The 15,803-nt window shown below is 57.2% G+C and carries 18 protein-coding genes; 11 read left to right on the top strand and 7 right to left on the bottom strand.

Translation table 11 applies throughout. The features are described 5' to 3' along the window. The first annotated feature begins 246 nt into the window (after positions 1 to 246). Together PSQ90_RS07490 and PSQ90_RS07485 are read left to right on the top strand one after the other, a co-directional pair. Positions 247 to 678 (top strand): hypothetical protein, encoded by a 432-nt coding sequence (locus tag PSQ90_RS07490; RefSeq protein ID WP_282212771.1) that lies wholly within the window; start codon positions 247 to 249, stop codon positions 676 to 678. Between the two features lie 162 nt (positions 679 to 840). Continuing rightward, complete coding sequence (locus tag PSQ90_RS07485; protein ID WP_282212770.1) at positions 841 to 975, top strand: hypothetical protein; 135 nt, start codon at positions 841 to 843, stop codon at positions 973 to 975. A 39-nt stretch (positions 976 to 1,014) separates the two neighbouring features. Here the strand turns inward: PSQ90_RS07485 and PSQ90_RS07480 are convergent, their stop codons facing one another. The 6 genes from PSQ90_RS07480 to PSQ90_RS07455 all read right to left on the bottom strand — a co-directional run bounded on the left by PSQ90_RS07480 (position 1,015) and on the right by PSQ90_RS07455 (position 8,182). Next, on the bottom strand, positions 1,015 to 1,836 hold the full coding sequence (locus PSQ90_RS07480) for a carbohydrate ABC transporter permease (RefSeq protein ID WP_282212769.1): 822 nt from the start codon (positions 1,834 to 1,836) through the stop codon (positions 1,015 to 1,017). Beyond that, the gene (locus PSQ90_RS07475) at positions 1,833 to 2,708 is read right to left on the bottom strand and encodes a carbohydrate ABC transporter permease (RefSeq protein WP_282212768.1); all 876 of its coding nucleotides are present in this window, start codon (positions 2,706 to 2,708) and stop codon (positions 1,833 to 1,835) included. Before PSQ90_RS07475 ends, PSQ90_RS07480 begins: the two co-directional genes overlap by 4 nt. A gap of 172 nt (positions 2,709 to 2,880) precedes the next feature. Beyond that, a complete protein-coding gene (locus PSQ90_RS07470; RefSeq protein WP_282212767.1) occupies positions 2,881 to 4,215 on the bottom strand; it encodes an extracellular solute-binding protein in 1,335 nt (444 codons plus the stop codon). A gap of 17 nt (positions 4,216 to 4,232) precedes the next feature. Beyond that, positions 4,233 to 5,750, bottom strand: a complete 1,518-nt coding sequence (locus PSQ90_RS07465; RefSeq protein WP_282212766.1) for a putative N-acetylmannosamine-6-phosphate 2-epimerase — start codon at positions 5,748 to 5,750, stop codon at positions 4,233 to 4,235. 68 nt (positions 5,751 to 5,818) lie between these two features. Beyond that, the gene (locus PSQ90_RS07460) at positions 5,819 to 6,568 is read right to left on the bottom strand and encodes a GntR family transcriptional regulator (protein ID WP_282212765.1); all 750 of its coding nucleotides are present in this window, start codon (positions 6,566 to 6,568) and stop codon (positions 5,819 to 5,821) included. Between the two features lie 816 nt (positions 6,569 to 7,384). Next, a complete protein-coding gene (locus tag PSQ90_RS07455) occupies positions 7,385 to 8,182 on the bottom strand; it encodes a hypothetical protein (protein ID WP_282212764.1) in 798 nt (265 codons plus the stop codon). Between the two features lie 63 nt (positions 8,183 to 8,245). On the opposite strand from PSQ90_RS07455, the gene PSQ90_RS07450 reads away from it, so the two are divergent. After that, complete coding sequence (locus tag PSQ90_RS07450; RefSeq protein ID WP_282212763.1) at positions 8,246 to 9,097, top strand: helix-turn-helix domain-containing protein; 852 nt, start codon at positions 8,246 to 8,248, stop codon at positions 9,095 to 9,097. 83 nt (positions 9,098 to 9,180) lie between these two features. Here the strand turns inward: PSQ90_RS07450 and PSQ90_RS07445 are convergent, their stop codons facing one another. Continuing rightward, on the bottom strand, positions 9,181 to 10,215 hold the full coding sequence (locus PSQ90_RS07445) for a LacI family DNA-binding transcriptional regulator (RefSeq protein WP_282212762.1): 1,035 nt from the start codon (positions 10,213 to 10,215) through the stop codon (positions 9,181 to 9,183). Between the two features lie 208 nt (positions 10,216 to 10,423). Between PSQ90_RS07445 and PSQ90_RS07440 the strand changes: the two genes are divergently transcribed. The 8 genes from PSQ90_RS07440 to PSQ90_RS07405 all read left to right on the top strand — a co-directional run bounded on the left by PSQ90_RS07440 (position 10,424) and on the right by PSQ90_RS07405 (position 15,800). After that, on the top strand, positions 10,424 to 11,212 hold the full coding sequence (locus tag PSQ90_RS07440; protein ID WP_282212761.1) for a 6-phosphogluconolactonase: 789 nt from the start codon (positions 10,424 to 10,426) through the stop codon (positions 11,210 to 11,212). Continuing rightward, a complete protein-coding gene (locus PSQ90_RS07435; protein WP_328517534.1) occupies positions 11,202 to 11,450 on the top strand; it encodes an SIS domain-containing protein in 249 nt (82 codons plus the stop codon). The genes PSQ90_RS07440 and PSQ90_RS07435 overlap by 11 nt, the downstream gene beginning before the upstream one ends. Continuing rightward, positions 11,359 to 11,637 (top strand): SIS domain-containing protein, encoded by a 279-nt coding sequence (locus PSQ90_RS07430; RefSeq protein ID WP_328517533.1) that lies wholly within the window; start codon positions 11,359 to 11,361, stop codon positions 11,635 to 11,637. Before PSQ90_RS07435 ends, PSQ90_RS07430 begins: the two co-directional genes overlap by 92 nt. 116 nt (positions 11,638 to 11,753) lie before the next feature. Beyond that, positions 11,754 to 11,978 carry a phosphoheptose isomerase family protein gene (locus PSQ90_RS07425; protein WP_282212759.1) on the top strand — a complete coding sequence of 75 codons (225 nt, stop codon included), beginning with the start codon at positions 11,754 to 11,756 and terminating at the stop codon, positions 11,976 to 11,978. Continuing rightward, positions 11,975 to 12,880, top strand: coding sequence for an N-acetylglucosamine-6-phosphate deacetylase (locus tag PSQ90_RS07420; protein WP_282212758.1), 906 nt, complete (start codon positions 11,975 to 11,977; stop codon positions 12,878 to 12,880). Before PSQ90_RS07425 ends, PSQ90_RS07420 begins: the two co-directional genes overlap by 4 nt. An 80-nt stretch (positions 12,881 to 12,960) precedes the next feature. Further along, on the top strand, positions 12,961 to 13,110 hold the full coding sequence (locus PSQ90_RS07415) for a hypothetical protein (RefSeq protein ID WP_282212757.1): 150 nt from the start codon (positions 12,961 to 12,963) through the stop codon (positions 13,108 to 13,110). After that, positions 13,104 to 14,384, top strand: a complete 1,281-nt coding sequence (locus PSQ90_RS07410; RefSeq protein WP_282212756.1) for a neutral/alkaline non-lysosomal ceramidase N-terminal domain-containing protein — start codon at positions 13,104 to 13,106, stop codon at positions 14,382 to 14,384. The genes PSQ90_RS07415 and PSQ90_RS07410 overlap by 7 nt, the downstream gene beginning before the upstream one ends. 96 nt (positions 14,385 to 14,480) lie before the next feature. Next, complete coding sequence (locus tag PSQ90_RS07405; protein WP_282212755.1) at positions 14,481 to 15,800, top strand: ABC transporter substrate-binding protein; 1,320 nt, start codon at positions 14,481 to 14,483, stop codon at positions 15,798 to 15,800. Positions 15,801 to 15,803: the final 3 nt, after the last annotated feature.

Raw genomic sequence — 15,803 nt, 5'->3', positions numbered from 1 at the left:
CGGCGTGTGTGATCAGCCGTCAAGTTGCAAAGGTCGAACATTGACCCAAACATGTTTTGATATGGCTATGTCATTGATAATGTTCCTCAAAGAGGAGCGTAAAAGCCGGACTACGGGCTTCTGACCTGGACCGGCTACTTGCATAGCGCAAGAGCCGGGCCAAGTAATATTCACCCGTACCATTCCCCAGGATCGGCGCGATTGCGGCCTCGATTTCGCGACGGCCGACCTATTTGCGAGATATCCATGATCACTTCTGCGCGTCCCATGCTCACCGTTCGGGATCATGCCATATTGACCGGGTTGGCAAGACAAGGTGGGTTGGGCTCCGCCGCCTATTATGACCAGCTGCAGCAAAAACTCGATGATGCCTCGATCGTTGAGTTGATTGATGTCGATCCCGATCTTGCCACTTTTGGCAGTTTCGTTCGATATCGGGTCAATGGCGGTCGTCCCCTTGAGCACAAACTGCTGCTTCATCGCCGCTGGGGCAGCCAGGAGCCCGTTCTCTCCATCAAGTCATCCCGCGGCCTGGGCCTGTTGGGCATGCGCGAGAGGCAAATATTTGCCGTCAATTCCCATGATCCCGAACAATGCGAGGCGCTGGAGCTCGAAATGGTTTTGTTTCAGCCGGAGGCCGACGGTGTGTTCACCACGGCCGGGAGTGCCGCACGATGAACATCATTTCACCGCCGACCTGGAGACGGTCCCAAACCGGAATCGCGCCCTGGTCAGCACGATAATCTGACCAGGGCAATGAGACCGGTGGATCCGCGCCGCGGAACCGCTCCCCACAAATTGCTCGCCTGAACAGTTGCGAGCTATCTGGAGACGTGAAACATGGCCAAACGTACGGATGACAGACTGCGTAAGCAGCCAAAAAAGAAACAGAAGCAAAGCCTGGCGGCCGCCTCGGTCAGCGGCTTGGTCGCAGGATCGAACGCGCCCGAGCCGAGTAAGCGCAAAAACAAATAGGCTATCGCGGGCAGAGCAATTCTCTGCCCGCTTTATTTATCAGCCCTTAACCGCACCTGCTGTCATTGAACCCGAAATTTGCTTGTACATAATCAGCCCGAGCAGCATTGGCGGTAGCGCCCCAACGATCATCACCGCCGACGCCAACCCCCACTGCACGCCCCCACCGGAGGCGGCAAAGAAAAACGACGCCCCCACCGTCATCGGTACAGCCTTACTGGTGGTCAACATTAACCCGAACAAAAACTCGTTCCACGCGGTGATAAAACCAAAAATGAAGCTGGTTACAATTGCGGGCCGACACACTGGCGCAATCACCCGCGACAATATTTGAAAGGTATTTGCACCATCAATTCTAGCGGCCTCGTCAAGCTCAATTGGCAATTCCGAAATGGCATTGACCAAGATGACCAGCGCCAGAGGCAGGTTCACAATTGTCAAAATCAAGCCAAGGCCGATCTGGGTATCGAGCAGGCCGAGCCATTGAAACATCATGTAAAGCGGAATCGCAAAAATGATGAGTGGCACCGCCCGAAGGTTGACAATGGTCGGCAGCAGCAGGCGCTTGCCAATCTCGCCTCTGGCAATGGCAAAGGCGGCAGGTACCGCCAATACGAGCGCCAGTGTCGTCCCGATTAGGGCCGCGACCAGGGAATTGCCCAAATAGCCAAAAATATTCAACCGGTCGGTGACCTGAAGCACACTGACATAGTTGTCGAGCGTCGGCTGATTAATCCAGAATCCGGGATTGGTTGAGAGTTCCTTGGCGCTCTTAAATGAGGTGATTAACGTCACAATGACCGGAAAGTTAAGCGCAAGGGCGGCAATCCCAAAAACGATCCACCGGAGAAAATTGATCATTTGGTGGCTCCTTTGCGGCGACCAGACAACCAATTAAGTCCGAACAACACAGAAAATGATGCGAGAAACAACACGACGGAGGCGGCAACTGCTTTGCCAATTGCGCCCTGTTTGAAAAAAGCCTCATAGATATAAATTGGCAGCGATGTCGTCGAACCGCCGGGGCCAGATCCCGTTAGGGTATAAACATTGTCAAACACCCTGAACCCATCAATAAACCGAATGAAAGCCGCGATAATCAGCGTTGGGGCCATCAGCGGCAAATCGATGTAAAACAATCGTTGAAAGGGTCCCGCTCCATCAATTTGTGCCGCTTGCCGCACCTCATCAGGAATGGCCTCATAGGCCATATAAAACAATAAAAACGCAAACGGCGTCCATTGCAGCGTTTCGACAACTGAAAGCGTCCAAAACGCACTTTCGGCGTTCAAAAACGACGGACTATTGCCAAACCACTCATAAAGATAATACGGCACCGGCCCGACAAATTCATGCAGCACCAGGCGATACATAAGCCCCACCATGGCCGGTGCCACCATGAGCGGTAACATCAGGGGCGCCATTAGCGCCGAATGCTTTTCAATGAGCGGTGCCAGAAATATGGCGAGGCACAGCCCCAATGCACATTCCGCCACAGCGGTGACGACGCCAAACCGCAACGAGAACCAACTGGCCTGCCAGAATGCGGGGTCCGTCAGAACCGTTAGGTAATTGCCAAATCCGGTCAATTCGGGCGCGCGTAGCGTTTGAAAACTGACTTCGGAGAGCGAATAGTACAGATTAACGATCACTGGAAAACCAAGGAACAAAAGCAGGAACACCACCAACGGGGTGTTCAACAACTTCCAGTCGAGGTTTTTTATCGAGTTCATTGCTGTGTCCGTAACAAAATAGGCGCGCCCGCAAGCGTCAGAAGGGGCGGGGGGCAAGGCACTGGCGCATAAAGGCATGGCGGCCCGTTCGGCCCATTTGCTAATGGCTTTTGAAGCCTCAGAAAATCCCGAAAACGGGCGATCACGGGACCGCCCGTCTCATTGTAAAAACTTACTTCAACAACTCTTCCATGCCAGCCTTGGTTCTAGCCAGGGCCTCGTCCAGGGTCTGCTGGCCGGACCAATATCCGGTGAATTCCTTGGCCTGCAATTCATAGACCGACAACGCCTTGGCCGACGTTCCGCCGGTCATGACATAGCCATAGGCATCGGCAAATTGACCCAATTGGACGAGGTCAGGCCGCTCAGCAGCAATTTTAGCGACCACAGCAGGTGCGAGCGCCGGTGAACCACCATTTTTGGCATAGTCGAGAGCCGCACTTTCGGTGGCCATCCATTTCAGGAACTTGATTGCGCCTTCCTTGTTCTTGGCGTTTTTGTTCAGGCCAAGGCCAAGGCCGTGAATATGGTCTGCGCGACCGTCGGGACCAGCCGGTGGGGCAACAATGCCAACGTTATCCGCAACCGCCGGGGACTTCTCGGGATCGGTTAGCTCGCCCGCCGCCGCATTCCACTGTAGGGCGGTCGCTGTCTGTCCAGAACCAAACGCGGCGTTGGTTTCAGCATACTCATAGCTCAATGAATCCCGAGGCGAAGCGCCCGCGTCATAGAGCATTTTGTACATCTCAAGTCCGGTGCGATAGGCGTCGGAATCAACGGTAATCGCGCCAGACGCATCCATCCAGTCCCCGCCATAAGAGCGCGGCAAAGATTGGAACACCATCATGTTGAACAAAAGATTCTTCATTTGCAGCACGGTGCCATAGCGCACAGGGCTTTCAGCGTTCACGTCCTTGGAAAAATAGAGCGCTGTGGCGGCCCAATCGTCCCATGTCCAATCATTGGGGTCTTTGGGTTCAAGTTTTTTGCCAAGATATTTTTCGCTAATTTCCGCATATTTGGCTTTTGCCGCATCGTCGGCCATCAGCGCCGCAACTAGGTCTTTGCGATAGTACATGAAGTGCAGCGACAAATCGGTCGGCACACCATATTGCTTGCCATCAAATTGCATTGTCTTGAGCACAGAGTCGCCAAATGTGGTCACAGCGTCGGGGCCAAGATCCACAGGTTCCATATATGGCGCATAACGGCCAATGGCATAAGTGGCGAGCAAGTTGAGATCGAACGCATCGGAGCCTGCGGCCATATCGGCCTGCAATTTGTCGTAAAAGCCGTCGCGCGAGAAAAACAGGAGTTCGACTTTGTCGGCGTCGGCAACGTTGGCTTGGCCATTATAGTCGTCCACAACCGCGCGCAGCGCGGTTTCTTCTGATCCGCCAGGCCAACCCAGCACGGTGACCGCTGCTTGTGCGGCGGTTACTGAAGACATGAGAGCGGCAGCGAGCACCGCCAGCGTTGAGAGTTTGAATTTTGCAGTATTTGACATTTGTTCCCTTCCTTACGTCAAAGTGCTGTGGCAGCAAGTTCAGCAACGCCAATGGCGCCTGCGTGCCGGCCACAGCGGGCCGACACGATTTGGGGTTTGCAGCGCGGCCCTAAGTCGGGCAGGGCGGCACGGACCCGGTCCAGATAACCGTCGGCCAAGCCAATGCCGCCGCCAACAACGATCCGCTGCGGGTCAAGAGTGAGTTGAATATCTTGGCAGAGCAGGGCGACCGTGCTGGCCGAATTGGCAATAATTGCGTCTGCCCAAGCTTCTCCGGCGCGCGCGGCGACGAAAACCGTGGCCGCGTCGCCCCGATGTCCGGCCCGCTCCGCCTCGGCGGCAATCCAGCGCCCCGAGACCTCGTCTTCAATTGGCAAGCTTTTGTTTGTCGAGGGCGATCGCAAAATGCCGTAATGCCCGGCCAAACCGCCCAGCAAACGCCCATTGACCACAATGCCACCGCCAATGCCCGTCGAAATAGTCAAAAAAACCATGTCTTGGCCAGCGCCCGCACCATGTCTGAACTCGCCCCACGCCGCCGATTGCGCGTCATTGGCCGCGAATGCCGGGACGCCAAATGTTGAAGCGAGCCGCGCAACAAGCGGAAACCGTTCGGGAATATTGAGCGTCGATTTGTTCAGTGGCGACCAAACTCCGTCGTCAATCAGGCCGGTGACAGCGCAACCAACCGAGCCATACTGCCCGCCCCAGGATTTAACCGCTTCGGCAACCTCGGCAATCCAATGATCCGGGCCGACCTTGCGATCTGTCGCGATCTGCATTTCGGCGCCAGCACGGCCATTGGTGATCAATGTCGCCAAAATTTTCGTGCCGCCAATATCAATGGCCAAAACGGGGCTTTTGAGCGCCCGCGCGGTCCGCGCGACTTCGTGCTCAAACCATTCGGTTACATGCTCGGTGCGCGTTATGGCAGAACCGACAACAACCGCATGCGCGCCGCGCCGCAACGCCTGGGTTGCGTCGTCCAAAAATTTGATCCGGCCTTCCGCAATCACATAGGGCGTTAGTGCCTGCATCGCCTCAATCAACTCAAAATCCGGACCGTCCGGAACCGTTCCGCCTACATATCCTGAAAGGGTTGAGCCGATGCAGTCAACGCCTGCCGCCAGCGCCGCCTTGGCGTCGTCAAGCGAGGAGCAATCGGCCATGGCCAGCTTCCCACGCCCGTGGATTGCCACGATCAGTGCGCTGATTGTTGCGGGACGAACCCGGTCGGTGGCATCAAACGCCACAATATCGGCCCCCGCCTCGCAAAGGCCAACGGCATCGTCAATGTAGGGGGTAATGCGAATAGGGCTATCGTCAAGGTCGCGTTTTACTATGCCCACGATTGGTAATTTGGTGCGCGGGCGAACTGCTTTGAGATACGCAATTGATTCAATTCGCAATGCCGATGCGCCACCGACCTCGGCCGCCAGCGCAAACCCTACAACGGCCTCCGCATTGTCCATAGGACCACTCGTTACCGGTTGGCAGGAAACGATCAGACGATGTTTGAGACTATCAAGCAGCAATTGGGCACCTCTGTCGGCCTAGAGGTTATGCCAGCCATACCAGAAAGCAACCAGTTAAATAGCTGGTATTATCGATTCAATTCGATGACAAAGTCATAGGCTTCGCCGCTGTACCGCGTTTCTGTGAACTCAACAATTTGCCCATCGGCCAGAAAGCACCGGCGATCAACAATCAACAGTGGCGTGCCAGCGCTGCAATTAAGAAGTGCTGCGTCTGCCGCTGTCGCAGGTCGCGAACGCATTCGCTGCAGAGCGCGTTGTGGCAGTGCATTGCGACGTTCAAGGGCTTCATATAACGAATTTTCGATCAAATCGGGGTTAGGCAAAAAGCGTGCAGGAACACAAGCGGTTTCAACCGCAATGGGCGCTCCATCGCCAGTACGTATGCGCTTGCAACGGATCACATCTGTTGTTGCGGGAACACCGAGCGCCATCATTTCCGTAGGCGATGGACGCGAAATCTTCTTTTCCAACCATATACATCCGGGCATAATTCCGCGTGAGGTCATGTCTTCCGAAAAACTAGTCAGGTTAGAAAGCGACTTTTCAACTGGAGAACTGACTTCCGTCCTGGCGCCATGGCGGACACGTAGCAACCCATCGTCAACCATCGTCGAAATGGTCTTTCTTACCGTTACGCGCGATAGTCCCAGAGCTTCAGATATTTGCCGCTCACCAGGCAGGACGGCGCCCCTCGTCAGTTCATTATTTGATATGGCATTCTCCATGGCGTTACGCAGCCGGCGATGCAGGGGTAAGGCCAGATCCACCTGGTCAATGCGCTCTTTAAGCCTATCTAGAATTTTGTCGAATCCCACGTGGACCTCCCAACCGTTTCAGTTCGAATAGGTTTATACAAGTTTCTTACTAGAGTAGAACTGGTATTGTAGTCCCGAGTGGTATTAGCTGAGTTTCAGGAACTGAGGCGACCCTGGCGATTCAGTAAAAAGTGGATTTTCCATTTCTGCCTGATTTCTGAGAGGTTGCTTGGAGCCCAGATGTCTGCCTTTGCGCCAAACCGGACTGCGTATTGGAGAGGCGGCGTGTCCGAGCCGTTAAGGTCGATTCTACCGAACCAGCAACGGCTCGGCCCTGGTGCGTCGGCCTGTCCAAAAAAAGGCTTTTACCAGCCGTCATCCCTCCAATTGGTGGCGACGGACGACGACACCGTTACCCTGATTTTAGCACATTCCTGACTGCAAGTGACGGTCGCTGGTGCTGATGTAAAACTCATGTCCACGATGACTTGGGGTTCAACCGTGATCCACCGTCTGAGTCCTGATCAGACACTCGATATGACCACCAGAATGCGGCTCGCCGGGCGGACGTCAGTATGCCTGAATCGTGGGTGCCCCGCTCAAAGGTGCGGCTATGAAAATCTGCGCCGTTGTCGACATGGAGGGATTCTGGCAGCCCGGCGACAGCCAGAATTAGTCCATTTTTGCGCTCTTGCAATCACCCCAATCTGTCGAATACGGAATGCGAACCTCCTCGATTGGGTCGATTTGGTCGTCGGTGCCTGAGAATCCAGTTGGCAGCGATGCCCCACAGACGTCGTCGGGTGCGCCAACCCTAGCTGTTTTCCACGCTTGTCCCTGCACGATAATTTCGATAGTTCGAAATTTGCTTCACCTTCATCGATAGCTCTTGACCAATCTGGTTGGCCCCTGACCTGGCTTGGCGGCGCGAAGCGCTTCCAACTCGGACTCGTTGGGCGAAAGCTGTCCATTGAGACGCAGCGCTCCATGCGAGATGTTAATACTCATGGCTGGCTCGTCACCAGCCTCCACCCAATGGGGCGTGAGCAGCACATTCCACAGTTTGTCGCCCGGCCGCATATCGTAGCAAAGGCTATCTTCCTCGCGCACGTCGGTCGGCTTTGCCAACTCCCCCGGTATATAGGTGTTGCGTACCGAGCTGTCCGCCCAGTGGTCGGGATCGACCAGCCCGCAAAAGCGTTTGGTGCCGAATACCTGCCATGCCAGCACATGAGAAAAGTCCATGTGGTAGTTGGTGGCGCTGCCCTTGCCGCTGATGAAAATGATTGGGTAACAGCGCTCCCAGGTAAACCCCTGCGCAGCCAGCGTATCTTGCCAGCGCTGCAGTACGCGGTCGCCGAACCCATGCAGGAATTTGCCGGGCGCGTCGAAGCGGGCAAGGTTGAAGTGCGCCAACGCAAAGGGCCGCTCCATCACCTGCTCCATCGGTAATTGTTGGAAATTTGCCGTGGACTGCGTTGCCAATTCAAGTTTGGTCGCCTTGAGGCCGCTCTTTATCGAAGCCTCCTCGTCGTGCCGCATTTCGTCGATGATCTGATCGATCGGCGCAAAGGTAAAATCGAAATCAATCATGGAAGGTGCGATGCGGAAATTGCGGGGCCCGACCCAACGCGTCCCCAGGTCAGTCCAGTCTTTAGCCGTTGCATGCATCATGTTTCTTGCCTCGCACCATTTGTTTTGATGCACGATTTTCGCCTGAGTGGTCGGAAAAAGTCTATGGACGGCTCATGCAAATATTTGTACTTTTCGCGCATGGTGCACATGGCGACCCCAAATGGCTGGAGTTTTCAGCTGGTTTCGATTCCGCTCAGCCATCACCTGGCGGGTGAACGATTTGTCCATGCGCCCCAATGGAGCAGCGATCTGCATCTGATCCACACCATAGTGGGCCACGGTGTGCTGCATGTGGGTCGTCAGCGCTATGAGACGACGCCGGACGTGGTTCTGGCCGTGCCTATCTTTGCCTATTGCCATTGGGAAAAAACCAGCGAAACGCCTTGGAGCATGATCAACATCCATGCGCGATTGTTTGAGGCGGGCATGAACCCGTTGCATGAGCAGAACCTGTTGCCAATCCGGTTTAGGCCCAAGGGTATGGCGGATATCCATGCAGGATTGGAGCAGTGGCGCGCCGATTGGGCCACCTCCGATCCAGGGCGGCGTGCGATGGGCGCCGCGGGCGTTCTCGGGTTGGTAGGTGGTTATCTCACCCAGCATGGCCGTGACGCAGCGGCCCCACCGGCCTGCCCTGTCATGAGCAGAACGCGTCAAATCCTGCAGGAGCAAGCCAGCGTGGCATTCGACGCAAAAACCATCGCCCGGGAGGCCGGCCTTAGCGTCAGCCAGCTCAATCGCCGGTTTCGCGCCAGCTTCGGGGAGTCACCAAAGACCTATTGGCAGCATCACCGGCTGGATTTGGCCCAATCCATGCTGACTGGTACCCCATCGAGCATTTCCCGGATCAGCGAAACGCTGGGCTTTTCCGATATCAACTATTTTTCACGATGGTTCCGCCGACAATCGGGCATGGCCCCATCGCAGTTCCGCCGCCAGCACCGGGTAATGTAACCGACCCGCCTGGCTTGGCCGAAACCGAAGCCCTGCCGCTTTAGCCTACCCTGTGGGCGAAAATTGAGGCAATAGGCGACGACTTAATCGGCACCAGCGGGTCGGCGAGGAGCGCGATTGGGCTTTGGCGCAGTCGTATTGCGCACGACCAGATGGGTGTCGAGGACCAGGCAAGCGTCGCCGACCGCGCGGGAATTGAGCATGTCGAGGAGCAGCGACATGCCGGCCCGCCCAGCCTCGTCAGACCGATTGGAAACGGTTGTCAGCGATGGATAGGTCGCCGCACCGAGCACGTCGTCACACCCCACGATCGAAATCTGGCCCGGAACAGACACACCACGGTCGGCAATGCCGGTCATGATGCCTTGCGCGGTCAGATCATCAAACGCCAGAACAGCTGTTGCATTGCTGGCCAGTATGTCGGGTACGACGGCGCGGCCGCTCTCATAGCTGGGAACCTTGGCCGCCACGATCGTAACTTCCATGTGATAGGCTTTGGCCCCGCTGCGCACCGCTGCTCTGCGTTGCTGGTTTGCCCATGAAGACGCGGGCCCGCTGACGTAAACGAGGCGCTCGTGTCCAAGATCAGCCAAATGCGCCATGGCGTCATTCACGCCGATGCTGCTGTCGATCAGCACGCGGGGAATACCGCGAATATCGCGATTGATCAGCACCAGCGGCCGTTTGGCTGCGTGGTGACGAATGCGCTCTTCACTCAGGCGGGAGGCGACCAATGCCAATCCTTCCACCTGACTGACAAATCGTTCGACCAATTTGTCCTCCTGGCGCCAGCTTTCGTCAGAATTGCCAAGGAACACGCAAAAATTGGAACGGTCCGCTTCCATTTGGGCGGCGCGGATCAGCGGCGGAAAAAAGGGATTTGCGACGTCCGGCACCACCAGTGCCACATTGCCGTGCCTGCCGGTACTGAGCGCGCGCGCCGCGTGGTTTGGCACGTAGCCAACGAGGCGGGCGACTTCGAGTATGCGATCGACCGTTTCGACACCGAGCATGTTGGGTTGGGTGAACGCTCGCGACACCGTCGATTTGGACACATCGGCGGCCCTGGCAACATCGGCCATGGTTGGTGCTGGCCGGTCAGTGTTCTTGTCGGCCATGGCGCTCGTCGACTCGGTTGGGAGATTATGTATTAGCAAGGCTCTGTGATGTATTGCCAGAGACATGGCACGTTTTACGCAATTGATGACTATCACCAACCCTTCCTCACGTCACCCTTGACGTGCAACCGGTTGCATAACATAGTTGCGAAACCTGACAGTCAGCCATGTTCAATGGCGCTGAACCCATTGCGTCGGAGCGACTTGAATGAATACAAATGCAATGACCTCGCCCAAGGGCGGCGAGCGCAGGGTCGACAGCCTGCTCATCAAGAGTTTTGTGACTCGCAGGGAGATGGGCGCTATTGCTGCTGCCGAAATAGCGGCTGATTTGCGAACCAGACTCGACCAGCAGGACCTTGTCCGAATGGTATTTGCCGCTGCCCCCAGCCAGAGCGATGTTCTGGACGCGCTGGTGCGCTGTGAAGGCGTGGACTGGACGCGGGTGGAGGCGTTTCACATGGACGAATATGTCGGGCTTGCCGAGAATGCACCACAGCGTTTTGGAAACTGGTTGGGGCGCCACGTTTTTGACCTGGTTCCGTTTGCAAAAGTTCACCGCATCCTGCCTGTCAACGATCCGGCTGCGACGGCCCGTGAATATGCGGACCTTCTCGGCGCCGCACCGATTGACGTCATTCAGCTCGGCATCGGCGTAAATGGCCATATCGCCTTCAACGATCCTCCAGTTGCACGTTTTGACGATCCAGAAATGGTCAAGGTGGTTGATCTCGATAATGTTTGTCGCCAGCAGCAGGTTGACGATGATTGCTTTGATCGCTTCCAGGATGTGCCGGCCCGCGCCATCACGCTGACGGTACCCTGCCTGATGTCCGCAGCGCGGCTGTTTTGCATGGTGCCGGGCCAGACCAAGCGCGCGGCCGTCAAAGCCGCCCTGGACGGGCCAATAAGCACGCAATGCCCAGCCTCCATCCTACGGCAACACGCCGCTTGCACGCTCTATCTCGATAAGGACTCCGATCCCCATGCCCGTTGACACCTCCATAAATGCCGATCAACTCTGTCAGCAGTATTTCGACGACGTCACGGTCATGATGCGGTCGGTGCTGACCGAGGAGCGTGACGCTCTGGATCGCGCTGCCAGTCGGCTTGCCGATCAGATCGCCGCTGATCGTCTGGTTCATGTATTTGGTCCGGGGGCACTCCAACCTGGCCACCCAGGAAATTTTTTTCCGGGCCGGCGGGCTCATGCACATCTCCGCCATTCTCGATGAGGGTACCCTGCTTTCAAACGGCGCCTTGCGTTCCATGGCCATTGAGCGGACGCCCGGTTATGGCAGGATTGTCATTGCCGACCAGCGGCTTGGTGCCAACGATGTGCTCATCCTCGTAAATGCCTACGGCATCAATGCAGCATTGATCGACGCCGCTTTGGAGGCCAGGAGCCGGGGGTCTTCCTGATCGGCGTCAGCTCTCGCGGCCACGCGGACAATACGGCCATCGAACATCCTGCGCGCCACCCGACCAAGCAAAACCTGCATGATTTGGTCGATATTGCCATCGATTGTAAAGTTCCAGTGGGGGACGCGCTGGTCTCTATCCCCGGCATGGGCGAGCCTATTGGTGCGGTTTCGACCTTTGCCAATGCTTTTGCGCTCAACACTTTGGTCATCCGCACCGTTGCCAAGCTGGTTGAGCGCGGCATAGAGCCGCCGATCTGGCGCAGCGGGAATGCGCCGGGTGGCGACGAGGCCAACAGTCGCTTCATTGCGCGCTTCAACGACCGCGTACGCAAACTGTGACCAGAGTGGTTGGTCGTGATCCGGCGACGGGCGAGGGACTTGCCATCGAGTTGGCCGAGGGGCTGATTACCGCGGTTTCAGCGGCAAACTACGACGGCGACAACTATCTATCGGCCGGTTTGATTGACCTGCAGGTCAACGGCTATTTTGGTCTCGATCTGAATGATCACACCTTGACGCCAGAGCGCGTTATTGCCTTGACCCGGAAGCTGCTCGAAATGGGCGTTACTACCTATCAGCCCACTCTGATAACCGCTTCTGAAAACTCGATTGTATCGGCGATTCGGGCGATTGTTGCCGCACGCAAGGCAGATCGGCATTCCAGCCTGGCCATCGGCGGCATTCACATCGAAGGACCGTTCATATCGCCCAATGATGGCCCCCGTGGTGCGCATCCGGCCAGTGAAGTGCGCCCGCCAGACCTTGTCGAACTGGGGCGCTGGCAGTCGGCGGCGGAGGGGTTGATCACCATGGTCACATTGTCCCCCCATTACGAAAACGCCCCCGATTTCATTGCCGCAGCCGTGACGCAGTCGATCAACATAGCCATTGGTCACACCGACGCCTCACCCGCCCAGATCCACGCCGCCGCTGCGGCTGGCGCGACCCTTTCAACTCACCTCGGCAATGGCGCTGCTGCCAATCTACCCCGGCATCCCAATTTCATCTGGGCCCAACTTGCCGACGACCGCCTGTGCGCCAGTTTTATTGCTGACGGTCATCACCTCGCGGCAGATACCTTAGTCGCCATGCTGCGCGCCAAGGGAGTGGCGCGTTCTGTGTTGGTGTCTGACCTTGCGGCGCCCGGTGGCCTGCCGCCAGGCATTTACGACCAGCCCATCGGCGGACGCGTACAGCTTTGGCCGGATGGTCGGCTTGGCACACCGGGAACCCCTATCTAGCCGGCGCCGCCCTGCCATTATCGGCGTGCGTGGCCCGGGCCGCGGCGGTGACGGGACGTCCGCTGAGCGAAGCCCTGTCCATGGCCACCCGCAACCCGGGTCGTTTCCTTAATGGAATCGGCGCCTTGGAGATTGGTGCCCGCGCCGATCTCATGTTGTTCGGGTGGCATCCCGGCGCCACCGAGCTCAATGTTGTCCAGACCTATCTTGCAGGGGAGCGGGTATGGTGAACCTTAGTCTTGGCGTTGCAACGGTGGACATCACGCCGGATCCAGGTCTGCACCTGGCGGGCTTTGCCGCTCGCAATCTTCCCTCAACCGGCATTCATGATCGACTTTCGGCCCGCGCCGTCGTGGTCAACGACACCGCCATCGTTGTCGCCGATGTCATCGGCCTACATGAAGATATGGCGCAACGCATCCGTGAACGCTGCACTTTGCCGGCAGACAATGTCATTGTTTGCGCTACCCACACGCATGGCGCTCCAGTATCAATGCTCAACCGCCTGGGCGTGGACGCCAATCCCGATTTTCTTCAGAAACTGGAAGATGGATGTGTATTGGCCATCGATAGGGCAGCGGCCAGCGCGCGTCCCGGTAAGTTGAGTTTTGGTCTGGGGCTTGATCCGGACGTGGCTCGCAATCGGCGACATGCCGCTGGCGTTGTCGATCGTGCCTTGCCGGTGCTGCGTCTGCGCGATGATGCGGGCGCGCTGGTTGCTGTCATTGTTTCATACGCGTGCCATCCGACGGTTTTGGGTGCTGATAACCTCGAAATCACAGCCGACTTCCCGCATTTTGTGCGCAAACGTATCGAGGCCGACAACCCTGGCGCTTTGGCTATTTACCTCAATGGTTGCACTGGCGACGCCAATATCGGGCATTCAGCCCAGGCCTCCTGGAGCACTGCTGCCAGCGTGAACCGGTCGTTTGAAAATGCTCGACGTCTCGGGGACCGTATTGCTGCTGCCGCGATGGCGGCACCCGAGTTTCCCGCAGGCACAACCGTTTATGCTCAAAACCGGCGGGTTGAACTCGACCTGGAGCGGCGCGAGGGGGATCTTGCGTCCGTCAAATCTGCCTGGCAAAAAGAGCTCGACGCTGCCGACCCCACTCGAAAAATCCTCCTCGAACACTGGATCGCTTGGGCAGGACGTTTTGATAAAATTCCCCCGGCAGTTGGCACGGTCGCGTTGCCTGTTTTGATTGGGGTGGGTTCCCCATCGTCGCGCTCCCAGGCGAGATTTTTGCGGAAACCGCGTTGTACGTGCGCTCAAGCGGCATTGGGGAGGCCGGCTTTGTGCTCTCATATGCCGAGGGAACGCCTGGCTATATTCCACCACGATCCGCATACGCGAGTGGCGGCTACGAAGTCGAGGAAGCGCACCGTTTCATTGGCATGCCAGGATCATTTGCCCCGGGTGCCGCAGAGCGTCTGGCAGACAGCGCGATATCCCTCGTCGCCGGGGTTGATCGAGCGCCAGCGCCCGAATTTTAGATCATAATTGAAAAAATGGCTGGTTCAGTCCTCTTGACATGCAACCGGTTGCACGCAACACTTCGATTGCGTGCTCAAGTGCGTAGAACAAGGGGAACTCACTATGAAAAGACTGATTGCAGGGACTGCGCCTTTCGCCTTTTCCGTAGCCGGACGAGCCGCGCTGCTGACGTCGGTTATCGGCGCCGGGCTGCTGGCCGCGACTGCCGGTGCCAACGCCCAGTCGATCCGCGTTTGGAGTGGCTATCCGGAGTTGGCGCCATTCTACGAACACGTCGCCGAGGGCATGAAGGCCGAATATCCCGATATCGATGTAACCGTGGAAGCTATTGCGCTGCGCGAGCATGAGCGTCGCGTTGCTCTCGGCATCACCTCGGGCGAATCCGCCGAGGTTCTGGAACTGGCGACTTCGATTGCCGCCCGATATCTCGAAAACGGCCTGCTCGCCACCCCACCAGCGGACGTGACTGCCTTCGTCAAGGATCCTGCCAATTTTGGTGCCTATTTTGTTGATGCGGCCAGCTACGACGGTACGGTCTATGGTGTGCCGCTGTTCCGCGGTCAGAGTGCGCTCTATTACAATACCGAAATGCTTGCTGCCGCCGGACTTGACGGCCCGCCGACGACCATGGCCGAATTCGATAGCTATTCAGATGCGCTGACCCAGCGTGATGGTAACGGAAATCCAACCGTCTCTGGCTGGAGCCTGCGTCTCTCGGGCGGCGGTGCTGGCATCACAGAAAAATTCTGGATCAACATGTTCCAGCACGGTGGCGAAATTCTCGTACCGGCAGGTGAAGGCAAATGGAAGGCAAATCTAGCGTCCGACGCTGGCGTCGCCGCGCTTGCACAATATCTGGGCAATCTCTACACAACCAAGACCGTCACTGTGGAAATGCCAGCTGACGCCGAAGCGTTCGAGCGCGAACAAACCGCCATGTTCATCCGTGAGTCCTGGGTTATCGGCGACATAGCTGCCAAAGCGCCAGGACTGAGCTACGCAACCACCACCCTGCCGCGCGGATCTATCGTCAATCCCGTACAGCTTTATGTTGCGGGTGAAGGCGAGCAGGCCGACGCGGCATGGAAATTCGCCCTGGCGACCCAGAAGCCCGAAAATCTGCTTTGGCTTCTGGATAATGTCGGCTGGCTGCCCAATCGGACCGGTCTCGACTATTCCGATATTCTAGCCAAGACTCCGGCGCTTGAAGCCTTTGTCAGCTATCCCGACAGCTACGAATTCTTCTCCACGCCAGCGATCGGCCCGATCGATGAAGTCATGACCCGGACAGCGTCAGCGCTGGAAGCGGCTTTTGCCAATCCGGATCTGGCCGGCGACAACGATGCAATCCGCTCCTATCTCGAAGGTGTTGATGGCGAGATCAATTCCTTGTTGTCGCGCGAAGGTTTGCTGGGCGAATAACGC

Origin of the sequence: Devosia rhodophyticola (genome assembly GCF_028816475.1) — a bacterium.
GTDB lineage: Bacteria > Pseudomonadota > Alphaproteobacteria > Rhizobiales > Devosiaceae > Devosia > Devosia rhodophyticola.
The sequence above is the reverse complement of the archived record's forward strand: the minus strand, read 5'-3'. Positions and strand labels throughout refer to the sequence as shown.

Excerpts from the sequence above, each read along its gene's own strand:
- PSQ90_RS07490 (WP_282212771.1), top strand. The coding sequence starts at position 247 with ATGATCACTTCTGCGCGTCCCATGCTCACCGTTCGGGATCATGCCATA.
- PSQ90_RS07485 (WP_282212770.1), top strand. The coding sequence starts at position 841 with ATGGCCAAACGTACGGATGACAGACTGCGTAAGCAGCCAAAAAAGAAA.
- PSQ90_RS07480 (WP_282212769.1), bottom strand. The coding sequence starts at position 1,836 with ATGATCAATTTTCTCCGGTGGATCGTTTTTGGGATTGCCGCCCTTGCG.
- PSQ90_RS07475 (WP_282212768.1), bottom strand. The coding sequence starts at position 2,708 with ATGAACTCGATAAAAAACCTCGACTGGAAGTTGTTGAACACCCCGTTG.
- PSQ90_RS07470 (WP_282212767.1), bottom strand. The coding sequence starts at position 4,215 with ATGTCAAATACTGCAAAATTCAAACTCTCAACGCTGGCGGTGCTCGCT.
- PSQ90_RS07455 (WP_282212764.1), bottom strand. The coding sequence starts at position 8,182 with ATGATGCATGCAACGGCTAAAGACTGGACTGACCTGGGGACGCGTTGG.
- PSQ90_RS07450 (WP_282212763.1), top strand. The coding sequence starts at position 8,246 with ATGGACGGCTCATGCAAATATTTGTACTTTTCGCGCATGGTGCACATG.
- PSQ90_RS07445 (WP_282212762.1), bottom strand. The coding sequence starts at position 10,215 with ATGGCCGACAAGAACACTGACCGGCCAGCACCAACCATGGCCGATGTT.
- PSQ90_RS07440 (WP_282212761.1), top strand. The coding sequence starts at position 10,424 with ATGAATACAAATGCAATGACCTCGCCCAAGGGCGGCGAGCGCAGGGTC.
- PSQ90_RS07435 (WP_328517534.1), top strand. The coding sequence starts at position 11,202 with ATGCCCGTTGACACCTCCATAAATGCCGATCAACTCTGTCAGCAGTAT.
- PSQ90_RS07430 (WP_328517533.1), top strand. The coding sequence starts at position 11,359 with ATGTATTTGGTCCGGGGGCACTCCAACCTGGCCACCCAGGAAATTTTT.
- PSQ90_RS07415 (WP_282212757.1), top strand. The coding sequence starts at position 12,961 with ATGGCCACCCGCAACCCGGGTCGTTTCCTTAATGGAATCGGCGCCTTG.
- PSQ90_RS07410 (WP_282212756.1), top strand. The coding sequence starts at position 13,104 with ATGGTGAACCTTAGTCTTGGCGTTGCAACGGTGGACATCACGCCGGAT.
- PSQ90_RS07405 (WP_282212755.1), top strand. The coding sequence starts at position 14,481 with ATGAAAAGACTGATTGCAGGGACTGCGCCTTTCGCCTTTTCCGTAGCC.